Source organism: Mesorhizobium sp. 131-3-5 (genome assembly GCF_016756575.1).
Taxonomy (GTDB): domain Bacteria; phylum Pseudomonadota; class Alphaproteobacteria; order Rhizobiales; family Rhizobiaceae; genus Mesorhizobium; species Mesorhizobium jarvisii.
This window is the reverse complement of record NZ_AP023254.1, coordinates 4,812,277-4,827,371: the sequence shown is the minus strand read 5'-3', so window position 1 is coordinate 4,827,371 and position 15,095 is coordinate 4,812,277. Positions and strand designations below refer to the sequence as shown.

The window sequence follows — 15,095 nt, the reverse complement described above, 5'->3', positions numbered from 1 at the left end:
ATCCTTGGCCGTAAAGCTTGATTCGACTTACCCAGATGGCTAGGACGGGTCGGCCTTGCACAAGGATGAGCCGGCATCCTATCTACGGAACAACGATCCAGAACCGATTCTGCCCGATCTGCCAGCATTCCCGGCGCCGGAATCCCACCGCGAGATAAGAGATAACCGATGAAAAACCCCGTCGAAACCTACATGAACCTCGTTCCGATGGTGGTCGAACAGACCAATCGCGGCGAGCGGGCCTACGACATCTTCTCGCGCCTCCTCAAGGAGCGCATCATTTTCATCACCGGTCCGGTCGAGGACGGCATGGCGACGCTGGTCTGCGCGCAGCTTCTTTTCCTGGAAGCCGAGAATCCGAAGAAGGAAATCAACCTCTACATCAATTCGCCGGGCGGCGTGGTCACTTCGGGCATGGCGATCTACGACACCATGCAGTTCATCAAGCCGGCTGTATCGACGCTCTGCATCGGCCAGGCGGCCTCGATGGGCTCGCTGCTTCTGACCGCCGGCCACAAGGACATGCGTTTCGCCACGCCGAACGCCCGCATCATGGTTCACCAGCCGTCCGGCGGCTTCCAGGGCCAGGCCTCCGACATCGAGCGCCACGCCATGGATATCGTCAAGCTGAAGCGCCGTCTCAACGAGGTCTATGTCAAGCACACCGGCAAGAGCTACGAGGAGATCGAACGCACGCTCGACCGCGACCATTTCATGACCGCCGACGAAGCCAAGGATTTCGGCCTCATCGACAAGGTCATTTCGTCGCGCGAGCCGGCTGAGAGCGCCGTGGCATAAGGGCTTGGTGGCAGTTGGATGACACCATCACGCGCTTTTGGCGCGTCTTGCGGCATTTCGGCCACAATTGGCTGTTCCCTCGACGGTCGGGATTGCCTACGTTAAGGCTATGTTGATTTTCGACGGCTTAGCTTTGTGTGGGGTTGCTGCGAATCATTGCCACGTTTTCTGATTTGTGTTTCGTACGGAATACGTTGCGGGAGCCGGGACACTGGCGGCGGCGGATTCCCGCGATAAATAGAGTATGCGCCCTTTCAGCCAGACCATCGGCGGGCGGCGATGAAAGGACAGGGAAATGAGCAAGGTCGGCAACAACAGCGGTGACTCGAAGAACACGCTTTATTGCTCGTTTTGCGGCAAAAGCCAGCATGAGGTGCGCAAGCTGATCGCAGGTCCGACGGTCTTCATCTGCGACGAATGCGTCGAACTCTGCATGGACATCATCCGCGAGGAGAACAAGACCTCGATGGTGAAGTCGCGCGAGGGCGTGCCGACACCGCAGGAGATCCTCAAGGTTCTCGACGACTATGTCATCGGCCAGCCCTACGCCAAGCGCGTGCTGTCGGTGGCCGTCCACAACCACTACAAGCGTCTCGCGCATGCCGGCAAGAACAACGATGTCGAGTTGGCCAAGTCCAACATTTTGCTGATCGGCCCGACCGGTTGCGGCAAGACGCTGCTCGCGCAGACGCTGGCCCGCATCATCGACGTGCCCTTCACGATGGCCGACGCCACGACGCTGACCGAAGCCGGTTATGTCGGCGAGGACGTCGAGAACATCATCCTGAAGCTCCTGCAGTCGGCCGACTACAATGTCGAGCGCGCCCAGCGCGGCATCGTCTACATCGACGAGATCGACAAGATTTCGCGCAAGTCCGACAATCCCTCGATCACCCGCGACGTGTCCGGCGAGGGCGTGCAGCAGGCGCTGCTGAAGATCATGGAAGGCACAGTCGCTTCCGTGCCGCCGCAGGGCGGCAGGAAGCATCCGCAGCAGGAATTCCTGCAGGTCGACACCGCCAACATCCTGTTCATCTGCGGCGGCGCCTTTGCCGGCCTGGACAAGATCATCTCGGATCGCGGCCGCAAGACCTCGATCGGTTTCGGCGCCACGGTCGCCTCGCCGGAGGACCGCCGCACCGGTGACATCTTCCGCCAGGTCGAGCCCGAGGACCTCCTGAAGTTCGGCCTCATTCCGGAGTTCGTCGGCCGTCTGCCTGTCCTGGCGACGCTGGAGGACCTCGACGAACCGGCGCTGATCCAGATCCTGACCGAGCCGAAGAACGCGCTGGTCAAGCAGTACCAGCGGCTGTTCGAGATGGAAAATGTCGACCTGACCTTCCACGAGAACGCCCTGTCAGCTATCGCCAAGCGCGCCATCGAGCGCAAGACCGGCGCGCGCGGCCTGCGCTCGATCATGGAAGCGATCCTGCTCGACACCATGTTCGAACTGCCGGCGCTCGAAGGCGTGCGCGAAGTGGTGATTTCGGAAGAAGTGGTGACCGGCAGCGCCCGGCCGCTCTACATCTATTCCGAACAGAAGGAAAAGAAGGGCAACGTCAGTGCCTGAAATGGCACTTCACCGCATATTTTTGTGGAACGGCGCCGTCGCGGCGCCGTTTTGCTGTGTAGAGCACGCGACCTCGGCGATGGAGTGGATTGCAGGCGATGTTAACTCTTGATCTTTGCCCTGCTTGCATCCACCTAACACGAGAAGGCCGAGGTGCCCGATTTCTGTGCTGTAAAACTCCCGTCACAAACGGTGGTAGGCGGAACGATCCCCGGTCGTTAATATAAGATTCGCGGTTGGCCTGATGGCGACCGCGACATGAAAGGTTGGACAATGGCCAAAATATCCAAGGCTCCCAGCGACGGCGTCTTCGCAGTTCTCCCACTGCGCGACATCGTGGTGTTCCCGCACATGATCGTTCCGCTCTTTGTCGGGCGCGAAAAGTCGATCAAGGCGCTGGAAGAGGTGATGGGTCAGGAAAAGCAGATCCTGCTTGCCACCCAGATGAATGCTGCCGATGACGATCCCGAGCCCGATGCCATCTTCGACATCGGCACGCTCGCCAATGTGCTGCAATTGCTGAAGCTGCCCGACGGCACCGTCAAGGTCCTGGTCGAGGGCGCTTCGCGTGCCAAGATCGTTTCGTTCACCGACCGTCCCGATTTCCACGAGGCCCGCGCCACCGCGTTGGTCGAGCCGGAAGAGGAGGAGGTCGAGGTTGAGGCGCTGGCCCGCTCGGTCGTCACCGACTTCGAGAACTACGTCAAGCTGAACAAGAAGATCTCGCCTGAAGTGGTGGGTGCCGCCAGCCAGATCGACGACTATTCCAAGCTCGCCGATACGGTCGCCTCGCATCTCGCCATCAAGATCCCTGAAAAGCAGGAAATGCTGGCCACGCTCTCGGTCAAGGAGCGGCTGGAAAAGGCGATGGGCTTCATGGAAGCCGAAATCTCCGTCCTGCAGGTGGAGAAGCGCATCCGCTCGCGCGTCAAGCGCCAGATGGAGAAGACGCAGCGCGAATACTACCTCAACGAGCAGATGAAGGCGATCCAGAAGGAGCTCGGCGAGGGCGAGGACGGCCGCGATGAGGCCGCCGAGATCGAGGCGCGCATCAAGAAGACCAAGCTTTCCAAGGAGGCCCGCGAAAAGGCGGAAGCCGAGTTGAAGAAGCTGAGGACGATGTCGCCGATGTCGGCGGAATCGACCGTCGTGCGCAACTATCTCGATTGGCTGCTGTCGATCCCGTGGGGCAAGAACTCCAAGGTCAAGCAGGACCTGGCCTACGCCCAGAACGTGCTCGACACCGATCACTTCGGCCTCGACAAGGTCAAGGACCGCATCGTCGAGTATCTGGCCGTCCAGAGCCGCCAGAAGAAGCTGAAGGGGCCGATCCTGTGCCTCGTCGGCCCTCCCGGCGTCGGCAAGACTTCGCTTGGCAAGTCGATCGCCAAGGCGACCGGCCGCGAATTCATCCGCATGGCGCTCGGCGGCGTGCGTGACGAAGCCGAGATCCGTGGCCATCGGCGCACCTATATCGGTTCGATGCCCGGCAAGGTCATCCAGTCGATGAAGAAGGCGAAGAAGTCCAACCCGCTCTTCCTGCTCGACGAGATCGACAAGATGGGCCAGGACTTCCGTGGCGATCCGTCGTCGGCGCTGCTCGAGGTGCTCGATCCCGAGCAGAACTCGACGTTCATGGACCATTACCTCGAGGTCGAATACGACCTGTCGAGCGTGATGTTCGTGACGACGGCCAATACGCTGAACATCCCTGCGCCCTTGATGGACCGCATGGAGATCATCCGTATCGCCGGCTACACCGAGGACGAGAAGATCGAAATCGCCAAGCGGCACCTGATGCCGAAGGTGATCCGCGATCACGCGCTGCAGCCGAAGGAATTCTCCGTCGGCGAGGATGCGATCCGTGCCATCATCCAGACCTACACCCGTGAAGCGGGTGTCAGAAGCCTGGAGCGCGAGCTGATGAAGCTCGGGCGCAAGGCCGTGACCGAGATCCTGAAGACGAAGAAGAAGACGGTGAGCATCACGGCGGCGAACCTCGCCGATTACCTTGGTGTCCAGCGCTATCGTTTCGGTCAGGTCGAGGCTGACGATCAGGTCGGTGTCGTCACCGGTCTTGCCTGGACGGAAGTCGGCGGTGAACTGCTGACGGTCGAAGGCGTCATGATGCCCGGCAAGGGCCGCATGACGGTGACCGGCAATCTGCGCGATGTGATGAAGGAATCGATCTCGGCGGCGGCCTCCTATGTCCGCTCAAGAGCCCTCGATTTCGGCATCGAGCCTCCGCTGTTCGACAAGCGCGACATCCACGTGCACTTGCCGGAAGGCGCCACGCCGAAGGATGGTCCGTCCGCTGGTGCTGCCATGGCGACAGCCATTGTGTCGGTGCTGACGGGCATTCCGGTCCGGGCCGATGTGGCGATGACTGGCGAGATAACGCTTCGCGGCCGCATCTTGCCGATCGGCGGCCTCAAGGAGAAACTGCTCGCCGCGCTGCGCGGCGGCATCAAGAAGGTGCTGATCCCGGAAGACAACGCCAAGGATCTGGCGGAGATTCCGGACAATGTGAAGAACGGCATGGAGATCATTCCGGTCTCGCGCGTCGGTGAGGTGTTGCGCCATGCGCTGGTGCGTATGCCGGAGCCGATCGAATGGGTCGAACCGGTCAATCCGCCGGCCACGACCGACAGTGCCGATGACGCTGGAAAGTCGCTTGCACATTAGATTCTTTCTAAGGTTGCAGTGCACAAACGGAAAGCCGGGCCTCGCGCCCGGCTTTTTCATGTGAAAAACCCCGGATTTCCGGGCTTTTTTCCACTTTTTCCGGGCTTTTCGACTTGGTTGCGGCAGCGCTTCTTTCTAAAGTCCGTTTCCTGCCGGATGAGTCGTTAGTTCCGGTGTTCTCATGGAAGGGAATTTTTATGAACAAGAACGAACTGGTGTCCGCTGTCGCCGACGCCGCGAGCATTTCGAAGGGTGACGCGCAGTCGGCGGTCGATGCGGTGTTTTCCGTCATCACCGGCGAACTGAAGAAGGGCGGCGATGTCCGGCTTGTCGGCTTTGGCAATTTCACCGTGTCAAAGCGTGCGGCCTCGACCGGCCGCAACCCGCAGACCGGCGCCGAAGTGAAGATCCCGGCACGCACCGTGCCGAAGTTCTCGGCCGGCAAAGGCCTGAAGGACGCAGTCAACTAAGCGTTTTTTCTTTTCAGAGACAGAAAAGCCGGGCTTGCCCGGCTTTTCATTTTTTGTGCCCGACGCCGGTACCCGGCTTTTCATTTTTTGGCCCGAATTGGGGGCGGCAACGCTCCTATGCGGTCGGCGCGTCGTCGCGCATCAAGCCCTCCTTCTTGAGGTCGGCCCACAGCGCAGCCGGCAATTTCGCGTCGAGCAGTGCCCGGTTGCCTTCCACTTCGCTCGGCCGCTGGCCGCCTGGGATCACCGAGACGACAGAGGGATGCAGCAGCGGAAACTGCAGCGCCGCCTCGATCAGCCTGACGTCATGGCGTTTGCAGACAGCCTCGATGCCGGCGACCCGCTCGAGAATGTCCTTCGGCGCCTCGGAATAGTTGTAATAGGCGCCGGGCTTGGGTCCTGTCGCCAGGATGCCGGAATTGTAGGGGCCGCCAAGGACGATACCGATGCCGCGCTTCTGGCAGAGCGGCAGGAAGGACGTCAGCGCCTCCTGTTCCAGCAGCGTGTAGCGCCCGGCAAGCAGGAACAGGTCGAAATCGCCGCGCTCGGCCAATGTCTGGGCAACCTGCCATTCGTTGATGCCGCCGCCGAACGCCTTGATCGCGCCCTGGTCGCGCAGCGACAGCAGTCCATAGTAGCCCGAGCGCATGAATTCTTCGATGCGCCGGTCGGACGCCTCCTTGCTGCCATGGGTGAAGATGTCGACATCGTGCACGAACAGTATGTCGATCCTGTCGACGCCAAGCCGCTCGAGCGAGGCCTCGAACGAACGCATGACGCCGTCATAGCTGTAGTCGTAGACCTCCTGGCGTGATGGCGTGTCGAAGAACTTGCCGATGCCGGTGCGCTGCTCCGGCGGGCAGGCGCGCATGAGGCGGCCGACCTTGCTCGACAGCACATAGTCGTCGCGCTTCTTGCCGCGCAGGAAGGGGTTGAGGCGTGTTTCAGACAGGCCAAGCCCGTAGAGCGGCGCGGTGTCGTAGTAGCGGCAGCCGGTCTCCCAGGCGGCGTCGAGCGTGGCCTTGGCATCCTCGTCCGAAACGGCGCGGTAGAGATTGCCGAGCGGTGCCGTGCCGAAGCCGAGCTCCGTAAAGGTGAGGCCGCCATTGCCGATGCGGTCGAAATGCCGTGTCTTCATGTCTTGCAATTTTCCCGGGGTTGATTTGTCTGACATGACACTATCACGCCTGTGATTAGGCAAAAGCGCCGCGCGGCGTTGGACACGCATTTTCGCGGTTGCTAGCATGAATGAAATCAAGCTGTTCGTAAAAAATCCGAGGAGGATTTTTGGGGTGGGTTTGTCGTGAGCGACCAGGACGAAAATCTGTTCAAGACCGCGCTCGACGAACTCGGCGGCGTGTTGGCGCGCGTGGATGACAGCCAGATCGACGCCGCCTGCAAGCTGCTGGCCGAAGCCAGGCAGATCGTCGTCTATGGCTGCGGCCGCGAGGCCTTGCAGGTCAAGGGTTTCGCCATGCGGCTCTATCATCTCGGCCTGCCGGTCTCGGTGGTCGGCGACATGACCACGCCGCCCTTGCGGCCTGGTGACGTCTTCCTGGCCAGTTCCGGACCGGGAGAAACCTCGACGGTGCTGGCCTTGATGCGCGTCGCGCGCGATGCCGGCGCGACCAATCTGTTGCTGACCGCCCAGCCCGGCGGCAGCGCGGCGGGGTTTGCCGACGCCACGCTGCTGATCCCGGCCCAGACCATGGCCAATGACCAGGGGCCGCAAAAGACTTCGGTCCTGCCGATGGGCTCGCTGTTCGAAGGGGCGCTGTTCCTGCTGTTCGAGGTGATGGTGCTGAAGCTCAAATCCCTGACCGGCGCGTCGCCCGAAGCCATGCGCGCACGCCACACCAATATGGAATAGATCATGCGCTATGAACTGATGCTGCCGCACCAGATCCGCAAGGCGATCGCCGAGAATTGGCCGGTCGCCCTGCCGCTCGGCGTGCTCGAATACCATGGCGAGCACATGGCAGTCGGCATGGACACGCTGGCCGTCATCAAGACGCTGGAACTGTTCGAGAAGGAGAGGGATTTCGTCATCCTGCCGCCCTTCTACTACGGTGCGGCGAGCTACGCGGTGGCGCCGCCGGAAGGCACTGGCTCGGTCCAGGTCGGCGGCAATCAGCTGGCGCCGTTCGGCGAGGAATTGTTCTACAGCCTGTTGCGCATCGGTTTCCGCAACATCCACGCCATCATCCACCACCAGACCGAGAATTTCGCCGCCGGCATGCCGACGGATCTCGCCTTCAAGACCGCCGGCCGCCAGGCGATCTTCCGTTTCCTCGAGAAGCAGCGCGGCGAGGGGTGGTGGGGCTCAAAGGACATGGCCGACTATTATGCCGGACATGCCGCCGGTGAAAATTTCTTCAACTGGGTGCAGGTGCATCCGCTGATGCCGGCCGCCATGAATGGCAAATATCCGTTCGACCATGCCGGCATCGGCGAGACATCACTGATGCTGGCGCTATGCCCGGAGGTTGTCGATGCCGCTCGCTTCGCCGACAATACCGGCTGGTATACGGCGAGCGCCAAGGATGCGTCGGCTGAGCTTGGGGACAAGGGCGTCGCCATGATCATGGATCACCTGCGCGCTATCCTGAAGGCCTAAAGGTTTTTTCAGCCGCTCCGCCCGGTAATCGGCAATCGACCTGTCCCCGGATCGCTCTTGGTGGCAACGGCCCAGATGAACGTCCCGGCGCCGGCTATCGCCAGGCCGACATAGAGGGCTATGCCAAGCCGTAGAATCCCTCCAGGGCCATGACCAGGCCGCCGCACAGCATGGCACGAAGCCGGCGATGACGGCTCGACCTTGCCAGGCGATCGGCATGACGCCCTTGCCGTAGCGGTCGTAGCCCTTGTAGCCGACACGGATGTTGCGTGCGAACCAGTATTGGTTCGTCACTTCACAGCTCCCGCCGTCATGCCCATGATGAGATAGCGTTCCAGCGCGATGCCGATGACCGCCAGCGGCGCGATCGCGGCGGTGGCAAGGGCTGCCATCGACCACCAGTTGATGCCTTGCGAGCCGGTCTGGCTCGCCACCATGACCGGGATGGTCTTGGCATCGGTCGAGGTCAGAAGGGCAGCGAAGAAATATTCGTTCCAGCACAGCACCATTGCCAGGATGAAGGCGGCGACCATGCCCGGCAGCGCGATCGGCATGACGATGCGGAAGAACGCCCCCCAGATCGACAGGCCGTCGACGAGCGCTGCTTCTTCCAGCTCGACCGGGATGGAGTTGAACTGGTCGCGCATGATCCAGATGACGATCGGCAGCACCATCAGCGTGTAGAGCAGGATCAGCCCGATGCGCGTGTCGAGCAGGCCGACTTCGCGGTAGAGCACCAGGAAGGGCAGAGCGAGCACCACGGGCGGCAGGATCAGCTGCGACAGGAAGAAGAAGGAGATGTCCTCGTTCTTGAACCAGGCGAACTTGTAGCGGTAGCGCGTGAGGCCGTAGGCGGCGAGGCTGCCGATGACGATGGCGAGGCTCGACGCGCCGACCGAGGTGATGACCGAGTTCATGAAGCGCTTGAAGAACTCATCGCGCACCGTGGAGGTCTGGAAGATCGAATCCGGCGACAGGCCGAGCGAGCGCCAGCCTTTCCAGTCCGGCTGGAAGTCGACGAAGGGGATCAGATGGCCTTGGGTGACGTCGACCGCCGATTTGAACGAGGTCGTTATCGTCCAGTAGATCGGGAACAGGCAGATCAAGGCCCAGAACACCAGCGCGCCATAGATGAAGACGCGGCTGGTGATGAAGCTCGCCGGAGAGCGGATTTCGGAGACGGTGTATTCGGTGGTCTGAACGCTCATGATCCGGCCACTCAATTGACGTTGCGCACGAAGCGGTTGGCAAGCTTCAACAGCCAGGTCACGAACACGACGATGATGACCAGATAGGCCATCGCCAGCATGGTGCCGTAGCCGACATTGGAGCGGTCGCGGTATTCGCGGTAGATGAAGCTGGAGACGGAATCGGTGGCGCCGCCGGGGCCGCCCGAGGTCACCGTGATGATGATGTCGGCCAGCTTCAGCTTGAAGATGATGCGCAGGATCACCGCCGTCACCGAAACCGGCAACATCAGCGGGAAAGTGACCTGCCAGAAGGTCTGCCAGGTGGTCGCGCCGTCGACGCGCGCGGCCTCCAGCACCTCGCGCGACATCGCCTGCAGGCCGGCGAGCAGCATGATCATCATGAACGGGATGAAGGTCCAGGCATCTAGTATCATGATCGATATGCGGGCGATGATGGGATCGGAAAAGAAGGCGGGATTGTCCCAGCCGAGATGGCGCGCCAGTGTTGCCGCCGGTCCGAACCGGTACTCCATCAGCGATTTGCCGATCATCCATGACACCGCGACCGGGGACAGCATCAGCGGCATCAGGAAGACGACGCGGAAGAATTTGCGCGCCCGGATCTGCGCGTTGAGCAGCAGCGCCAGCCCGAAGGCGATGACATATTCGACCAGCACGGCGAGCACGTAGAGCACCATGTTGAACAGCGCGTTGCGATAGTAGGGATCGCCCAGCATCTGCCAGAAATTGTCGAGCCCGTTGAACCTGCGGCCGCTGAAGGAGGAGAGGTTCCAGTCGGTGAGTGCGATGTAGAAGCCGAACAGCGTCGGGAAGATCACCATGGCGATGGTGAACAGCAGCGCCGGCAGCAGGAACAGCGCGCGCTGGCCGTCCTCGCCGCGCGTCAGCACCTGGCCGATGCCGAGTGCCACGCCCCACAGCACATAGGCATAGACCACCGGACGCCATGTCTCGAAGCCGATCGTGTCGACTTCGCTCTTGTAGAGGATCTGGACGAGGATCGTTGCCAGCAGGCCGAGCGTTGCGGCGGCCATCACCGCCCAGCCCAAGCGTTTGCGGCCTGGCGGTATCAGGTCGGATGGGACGGCGTTTGCCGGCCAATCATTGGTGGGCAAAATCTGGTCAGCCACGCGTCTCATCCAGTTGCAGAAGGCACTTCGCGACCGGCGATGCCGGTCAAGACAGGGTCCGGCGGCTTTCGTCGCCGGACCCCCGGTTCACGCTACGATCAGGCCAGGCCGAGCGAGGCCTTGTAGAGCTTGATCTGCTTTTCGCGGCCGATCTGGTCGGTGAGCTTTTCCCAGGCGGCGGCGATGGCATCGGCGCCTTCCTGTGCCTTCATCTTGCCGGCGAAGGTGTTGGCCAGAATGTCCTCGGCGGCGGAATAATACTGGAAGATGCCGGGGATGCGTGGCTCGATCGCCGCGTTCGGATGGTTGTAGCTGTCGCCTTCCGACTTCAGATACGAGGTGATGAAGGCCTCGTCGTAGCCGGCCGCCACCCATTCCGGAATGTCGAAATGCGAATTGCGGTAGGGCTGGAAGCCGGACGGATACATCGCCGTCCAGATCGACAGGTCCTTGCCGCCGAGATGAGCGGCGGCGGACCATGCCGCCTTTTTCTTCTTCTCGTCCTTGTCGACGCGAGCCATGACATAGACGCCCCAGCCGAGATAGGCGCAGTTCGGCGAATAGTTCGGCCCGCTGGCGAGCTTCTCCCATTTGCCGGTCTTGGAATTGTAGACATCGTCCGAACCCGGCAGGATCGAGAAGCCGGTGACATCGCCGATGACCGAGGAATCGTTGGTCTTGACGTTGGAGCCGATGTCGCCCCACCAGGGGATCATCGAACCGGTGCCGGCCAGGAACTGCTGGAACCCGGTAGTGTTCGGGTCGGCGTTGATCTGGTCCGCCGGTTCCGACGGCAGCGCGTCGATCACGTCCTGGATGGCGCGCACCCAGGCCGGATTGTTGATGCGCGGCTTCATCGTGTCGGCGTCGAACAGCCAGGCCTTGTCGTCGGGATGCTTGGCGTAGGCGGTGGCGCGGCTGCCCAGGAAGTAGAAGCCGAAACCGCCCCATGGCTTGGGCGCGTCGAGATAGCCGTAAACGTCCTGGCCCTTGAATTTCTTGCCCTTGAGGAACTTGGTGACGGCCTGCACCTGCTGCCAGGTCTTCGGCACGCCCCATTCGCCTTCACCGCCGCCATCCTTCCACTGCTTGGCGAGGTCGGCATCGGCGAACACGTCGGTGCGGTAGTTGAAATTGTGCGTGTCGCCGTCGATGGTGACGCGATACTGCTTGCCGTCCCAGGTGCCGACCGGCGGCTTCAGGTAGTTGACCAGGTCGTCGAAATCGATCTGCTTCTTGACCCAGTCGGGCATCTCCGAGGTCAGGCCCTTGCCGCAGACATCGCCTTCGAAGGGCGCGCCCATCTCGATGATGTCGAAGTCGACGGTGCCGGTGGCGATCGATTGCTGAAGGCGGGCATTGTAGTCGGCCTGCGCCAGGTCGATCCAGCTGATCTTGGCGCCGGTATAGGCCTCCCACGGCTTCAGGAAGCCGCGGAACAGCACATTGTGCAGGTTCTGGTTGTTGAGGCCCATGAAGGTCAGCTCGACGCCGGCGAATTCGCCTTCCTTGACATTGGCCTTGGTGGCCTCGAGGCAGAGTTCGCCGACCTTCTGGAAATCGGCATCGGTCGGCTGACCTTTGCCAACGCCGGGAATCTGCAGGATCTTCGAGCGCAGTTCGCTTGCGGCGGCAGCGGGGCGCGTCAAGGCGCCAAGCCCGGCGCCGGATGCCGCCGCGATCGCGGCCATGCTGGCCGCACCCTTCAAGACGTCGCGCCGCGTGGCGCCGGCCCGGACCAGCCTATCGTAAAGACCTGTTCTCATCGACTATTCCTCCCAGAATCAGTGTGAATGGATGTGGCCACCTGTCGGACGCTGAAGCACAACTGTGCTACCGGCTCGGATACGAATTAGGCAGGACCCCACCCTGCGTCGATTGAAATTCCCTGCGGATCGGTGCCGACATTTGGACCAGCACCCGCCACTATTCTCGCAACCAAACGCCGTGTCAACGAGAACGGTTTTTATCTATAAGAGACCGACTTGCCCTGACAGGGCGCGTTGGTTAGCTTCTGCGCCTACGGCCAGTTGGAGCCGATGGGGGAGAGATGGCTCAAGTCGCAATCAGCAAGGTCGCCAAGGCGTTTGGAACCGTCAAGGTTCTGCACGAAGTCAGCGTCGACATCGCTGACGGACAGTTCGTGGTGCTGGTCGGCCCCTCGGGTTGCGGCAAGTCCACGCTGCTCAGGATGGTGGCCGGGCTGGAGACCGTTTCCGGCGGCACGATCGCCATCGGCGACCGCGTCGTCAACCATTTGCCGCCGGCAAAACGCGACATTGCCATGGTGTTCCAGAACTACGCGCTCTACCCGCACAAGACGGTCGAGCAGAACATGGCCTTTGCCCTCAAATTGCGGAAAACCGATCCGGCCGTGGTCGCCGAGCGGGTCAAGCGCGCCGCCGATATCCTCGACCTCAACCCCTATCTGAAGCGCTATCCCCGGCAGCTCTCCGGCGGCCAGCGCCAGCGCGTCGCGATGGGCCGCGCCATCGTGCGCAATCCACAGGTGTTCCTGTTCGACGAGCCTCTGTCCAACCTCGACGCTAAGCTGCGCGTGCAGATGCGCACCGAGATCAAGGAACTGCACCAGCGACTGAAGACCACCACGATCTACGTCACCCACGACCAGATCGAGGCCATGACAATGGCCGACAAGATCGTCGTCATGCGCGATGGCCGCATCGAGCAGGTCGGTGCGCCGCTGGAGCTGTTCGACCGGCCGGCCAATCTCTTCGTCGCCGGCTTCATCGGCTCGCCGTCGATGAACCTGCTCAAGGGCGTTGTGCGAAAGGGCGACAAGCCCGGCGTCGACATATCAGGCACATTGTTCCCGATTGCCGACAATGCCGCGCAGGACGGGCAGGCCGTCGTCTATGGCGTGCGCCCGGAGCATCTGGAAATCCATCCCGATGGCGTACCGGCGAAGATTTCGGTGGTCGAACCGACCGGCTCGGAAACGCTTGTGTTCCTGCGCTTTGGCGACCGCGAGATGGTGGCGCTGTTTCGCGAGCGCCACGACTTCAAGCCCGGCGACACGCTGACCCTGAAGCCCAGGCTCGACCACATTCATCTTTTCGATGCCGAGACCGGCAAGCGTCTCTGATTTCAACGGACATCACGAGGACTATCATGCTCAAAGGCATCAATCCGCTGCTCAATGCCGACGTGCTCCAGGCATTGCGGGCGATGGGCCATGGCGATGACCTGATCATCGCCGACACCAACTTCCCCTCCGATTCGGTGGCGCGTCAGACGGCGCTCGGCCGGCTGCTGCGCATCGATGCGCCGGCCGCCGAGGTGGTCAAGGCAGTGCTGTCGCTTTATCCGCTGGATACGTTCGTCGACGACGCGGCCGCGCGTATGGAAATCGTCAGCAAGCCGGACGAGATCCCGCCGGTCCAGAAGGAAGTGCAAAAGGAAATCGACGCGGCCGAAGGCAAGTCCTGGCCGATGCTGCCGGTCGAGCGCTACGCCTTCTACGAGCGCGCCAAGCAGGCCTATTGCGTCATCCAGACCGGCGAACGCCGTTTTTACGGCTGCTTTGCCTTCCGCAAGGGCGTCGTACCGCCGGATGCGGAGTAGGGATATGGCAGCCGGAAAGCCTGTCGTCATATTGGGCGTCTTCGTCGCCGATACCGCCTATCGCGCCGATCGCCAGCCGCGCATGGGCGAGACGATCCTCGGCAATTCGTTCAAGCTGGGCCCGGGTGGCAAGGGGTCGAACCAGGCGGTGGCCGCCGGTAAGCTCGGCGCTGACACCACCTTCCTGACCCGCCTTGGCGTCGACGCCTTCGCCGACATGGCCAAGCGGACCTGGCAGGATGCCGGCGTGAGAAGCGCCGTCATCGACACGCCGGACAGCTATACGGGCGCCGCCTACATCTTCGTCGAGGAGGGCAGCGGCAACAACGCCATCATCGTCAGTCCGGGTGCGGCCATGCTGATCTCGCCGGCCGATATTGAGGCCAATGCCGCCCTGATTCGTGGCGCCGGCGTCTTCGTTACCCAGCTCGAACAGCCGATCGATGCCGCGATGCGGGCGCTGGAGATCGCGCGCGGGGCAGGGGTGACAACCATCCTCAACCCTGCCCCCGCGGCAAAGCTTCCCGACCGTATCTACACGCTCTGCGACTATCTGACGCCAAACGAGACCGAGACGGAGGAATTGACCGGACTGAAGGTCTCGTCGGTCGATGAGGCGCGGGTCGCCGCCGGCAAGCTGCTCGAAAAGGGCGTCGGGACCGTCATCGTCACACTCGGCGACAAGGGCGCGCTCCTGCACTCGAAGGGACGCTCCGAGCATGTCGCAGCCATCAGCGCCGGGCCGGTTGTCGAAACCACCGGCGCGGGCGACGCCTTCAACGGCGGCTTCGCGGCGGCGCTGTCGCGAGGCGTGGAGCCGCTGCAGGCGGTGCGCTTCGCCTGCGCCGTCGCCGGCATCTCGGTGACGCGACCCGGCACCGCGCCGTCAATGCCGACGCTGCAAGAGGTCGAGGCGCTGCTGGCGAAGGGTTGAGGCATGCGGGGCAGCCGGGCCATCAGGCTGTTCTAATCCCAGCGCAAACCCATGAAAAGTGCGTAGCGCTTTCCCCTTGAAATTGCGCCAATGGA

At 62.1% G+C, this 15,095-nt stretch carries 13 protein-coding genes; 9 read left to right on the top strand and 4 right to left on the bottom strand.

What is annotated here, in order from left to right:
- Positions 1-168 precede the first annotated feature (168 nt).
- The 4 genes from clpP to JG747_RS23695 all read left to right on the top strand — a co-directional run bounded on the left by clpP (position 169) and on the right by JG747_RS23695 (position 5,523).
- Complete coding sequence (clpP, locus tag JG747_RS23710; RefSeq protein ID WP_010915650.1) at positions 169-798, top strand: ATP-dependent Clp endopeptidase proteolytic subunit ClpP; 630 nt, start codon at positions 169-171, stop codon at positions 796-798.
- A 295-nt stretch (positions 799-1,093) separates the two neighbouring features.
- Positions 1,094-2,368: an ATP-dependent Clp protease ATP-binding subunit ClpX gene (clpX, locus tag JG747_RS23705; RefSeq protein ID WP_010915651.1), complete on the top strand. Its 1,275-nt coding sequence runs from the start codon at positions 1,094-1,096 to the stop codon at positions 2,366-2,368.
- 273 nt (positions 2,369-2,641) lie between these two features.
- The gene (gene lon / locus JG747_RS23700; RefSeq protein ID WP_027046751.1) at positions 2,642-5,053 is read left to right on the top strand and encodes an endopeptidase La; all 2,412 of its coding nucleotides are present in this window, start codon (positions 2,642-2,644) and stop codon (positions 5,051-5,053) included.
- Positions 5,054-5,250: 197 nt separating this feature from the next.
- The gene (locus tag JG747_RS23695; protein WP_006201846.1) at positions 5,251-5,523 is read left to right on the top strand and encodes an HU family DNA-binding protein; all 273 of its coding nucleotides are present in this window, start codon (positions 5,251-5,253) and stop codon (positions 5,521-5,523) included.
- A 115-nt stretch (positions 5,524-5,638) separates the two neighbouring features.
- On the opposite strand, the gene JG747_RS23690 is transcribed toward JG747_RS23695, so the two are convergent.
- Complete coding sequence (locus tag JG747_RS23690) at positions 5,639-6,661, bottom strand: aldo/keto reductase (RefSeq protein WP_202360164.1); 1,023 nt, start codon at positions 6,659-6,661, stop codon at positions 5,639-5,641.
- 165 nt (positions 6,662-6,826) lie between these two features.
- Here JG747_RS23690 and JG747_RS23685 point away from each other — a divergent pair, with 165 nt between their 5' ends.
- The gene (locus JG747_RS23685) at positions 6,827-7,393 is read left to right on the top strand and encodes an SIS domain-containing protein (protein ID WP_202360163.1); all 567 of its coding nucleotides are present in this window, start codon (positions 6,827-6,829) and stop codon (positions 7,391-7,393) included.
- Between the two features lie 3 nt (positions 7,394-7,396).
- Positions 7,397-8,140 carry a creatininase family protein gene (locus JG747_RS23680; protein WP_202360162.1) on the top strand — a complete coding sequence of 248 codons (744 nt, stop codon included), beginning with the start codon at positions 7,397-7,399 and terminating at the stop codon, positions 8,138-8,140.
- Positions 8,141-8,430: 290 nt separating this feature from the next.
- Here the strand turns inward: JG747_RS23680 and JG747_RS23675 are convergent, their stop codons facing one another.
- The 3 genes from JG747_RS23675 to JG747_RS23665 form a co-directional block, all read right to left on the bottom strand.
- A complete protein-coding gene (locus JG747_RS23675) occupies positions 8,431-9,348 on the bottom strand; it encodes a carbohydrate ABC transporter permease (protein ID WP_019857675.1) in 918 nt (305 codons plus the stop codon).
- Positions 9,349-9,359: 11 nt separating this feature from the next.
- The gene (locus tag JG747_RS23670; protein WP_019857676.1) at positions 9,360-10,490 is read right to left on the bottom strand and encodes a carbohydrate ABC transporter permease; all 1,131 of its coding nucleotides are present in this window, start codon (positions 10,488-10,490) and stop codon (positions 9,360-9,362) included.
- 89 nt (positions 10,491-10,579) lie between these two features.
- Complete coding sequence (locus JG747_RS23665; RefSeq protein WP_064982608.1) at positions 10,580-12,247, bottom strand: ABC transporter substrate-binding protein; 1,668 nt, start codon at positions 12,245-12,247, stop codon at positions 10,580-10,582.
- Positions 12,248-12,531: 284 nt separating this feature from the next.
- Here JG747_RS23665 and JG747_RS23660 point away from each other — a divergent pair, with 284 nt between their 5' ends.
- The 3 genes from JG747_RS23660 to rbsK are packed head-to-tail and all read left to right on the top strand — an operon-like array spanning position 12,532 to position 15,000.
- Positions 12,532-13,587, top strand: coding sequence for an ABC transporter ATP-binding protein (locus tag JG747_RS23660; RefSeq protein WP_019857678.1), 1,056 nt, complete (start codon positions 12,532-12,534; stop codon positions 13,585-13,587).
- A 26-nt stretch (positions 13,588-13,613) separates the two neighbouring features.
- A complete protein-coding gene (locus tag JG747_RS23655) occupies positions 13,614-14,066 on the top strand; it encodes an RbsD/FucU family protein (RefSeq protein WP_064982612.1) in 453 nt (150 codons plus the stop codon).
- A 4-nt stretch (positions 14,067-14,070) separates the two neighbouring features.
- Positions 14,071-15,000 (top strand): ribokinase, encoded by a 930-nt coding sequence (gene rbsK, locus JG747_RS23650; RefSeq protein WP_064982613.1) that lies wholly within the window; start codon positions 14,071-14,073, stop codon positions 14,998-15,000.
- The last annotated feature ends 95 nt before the right edge of the window (positions 15,001-15,095 follow it).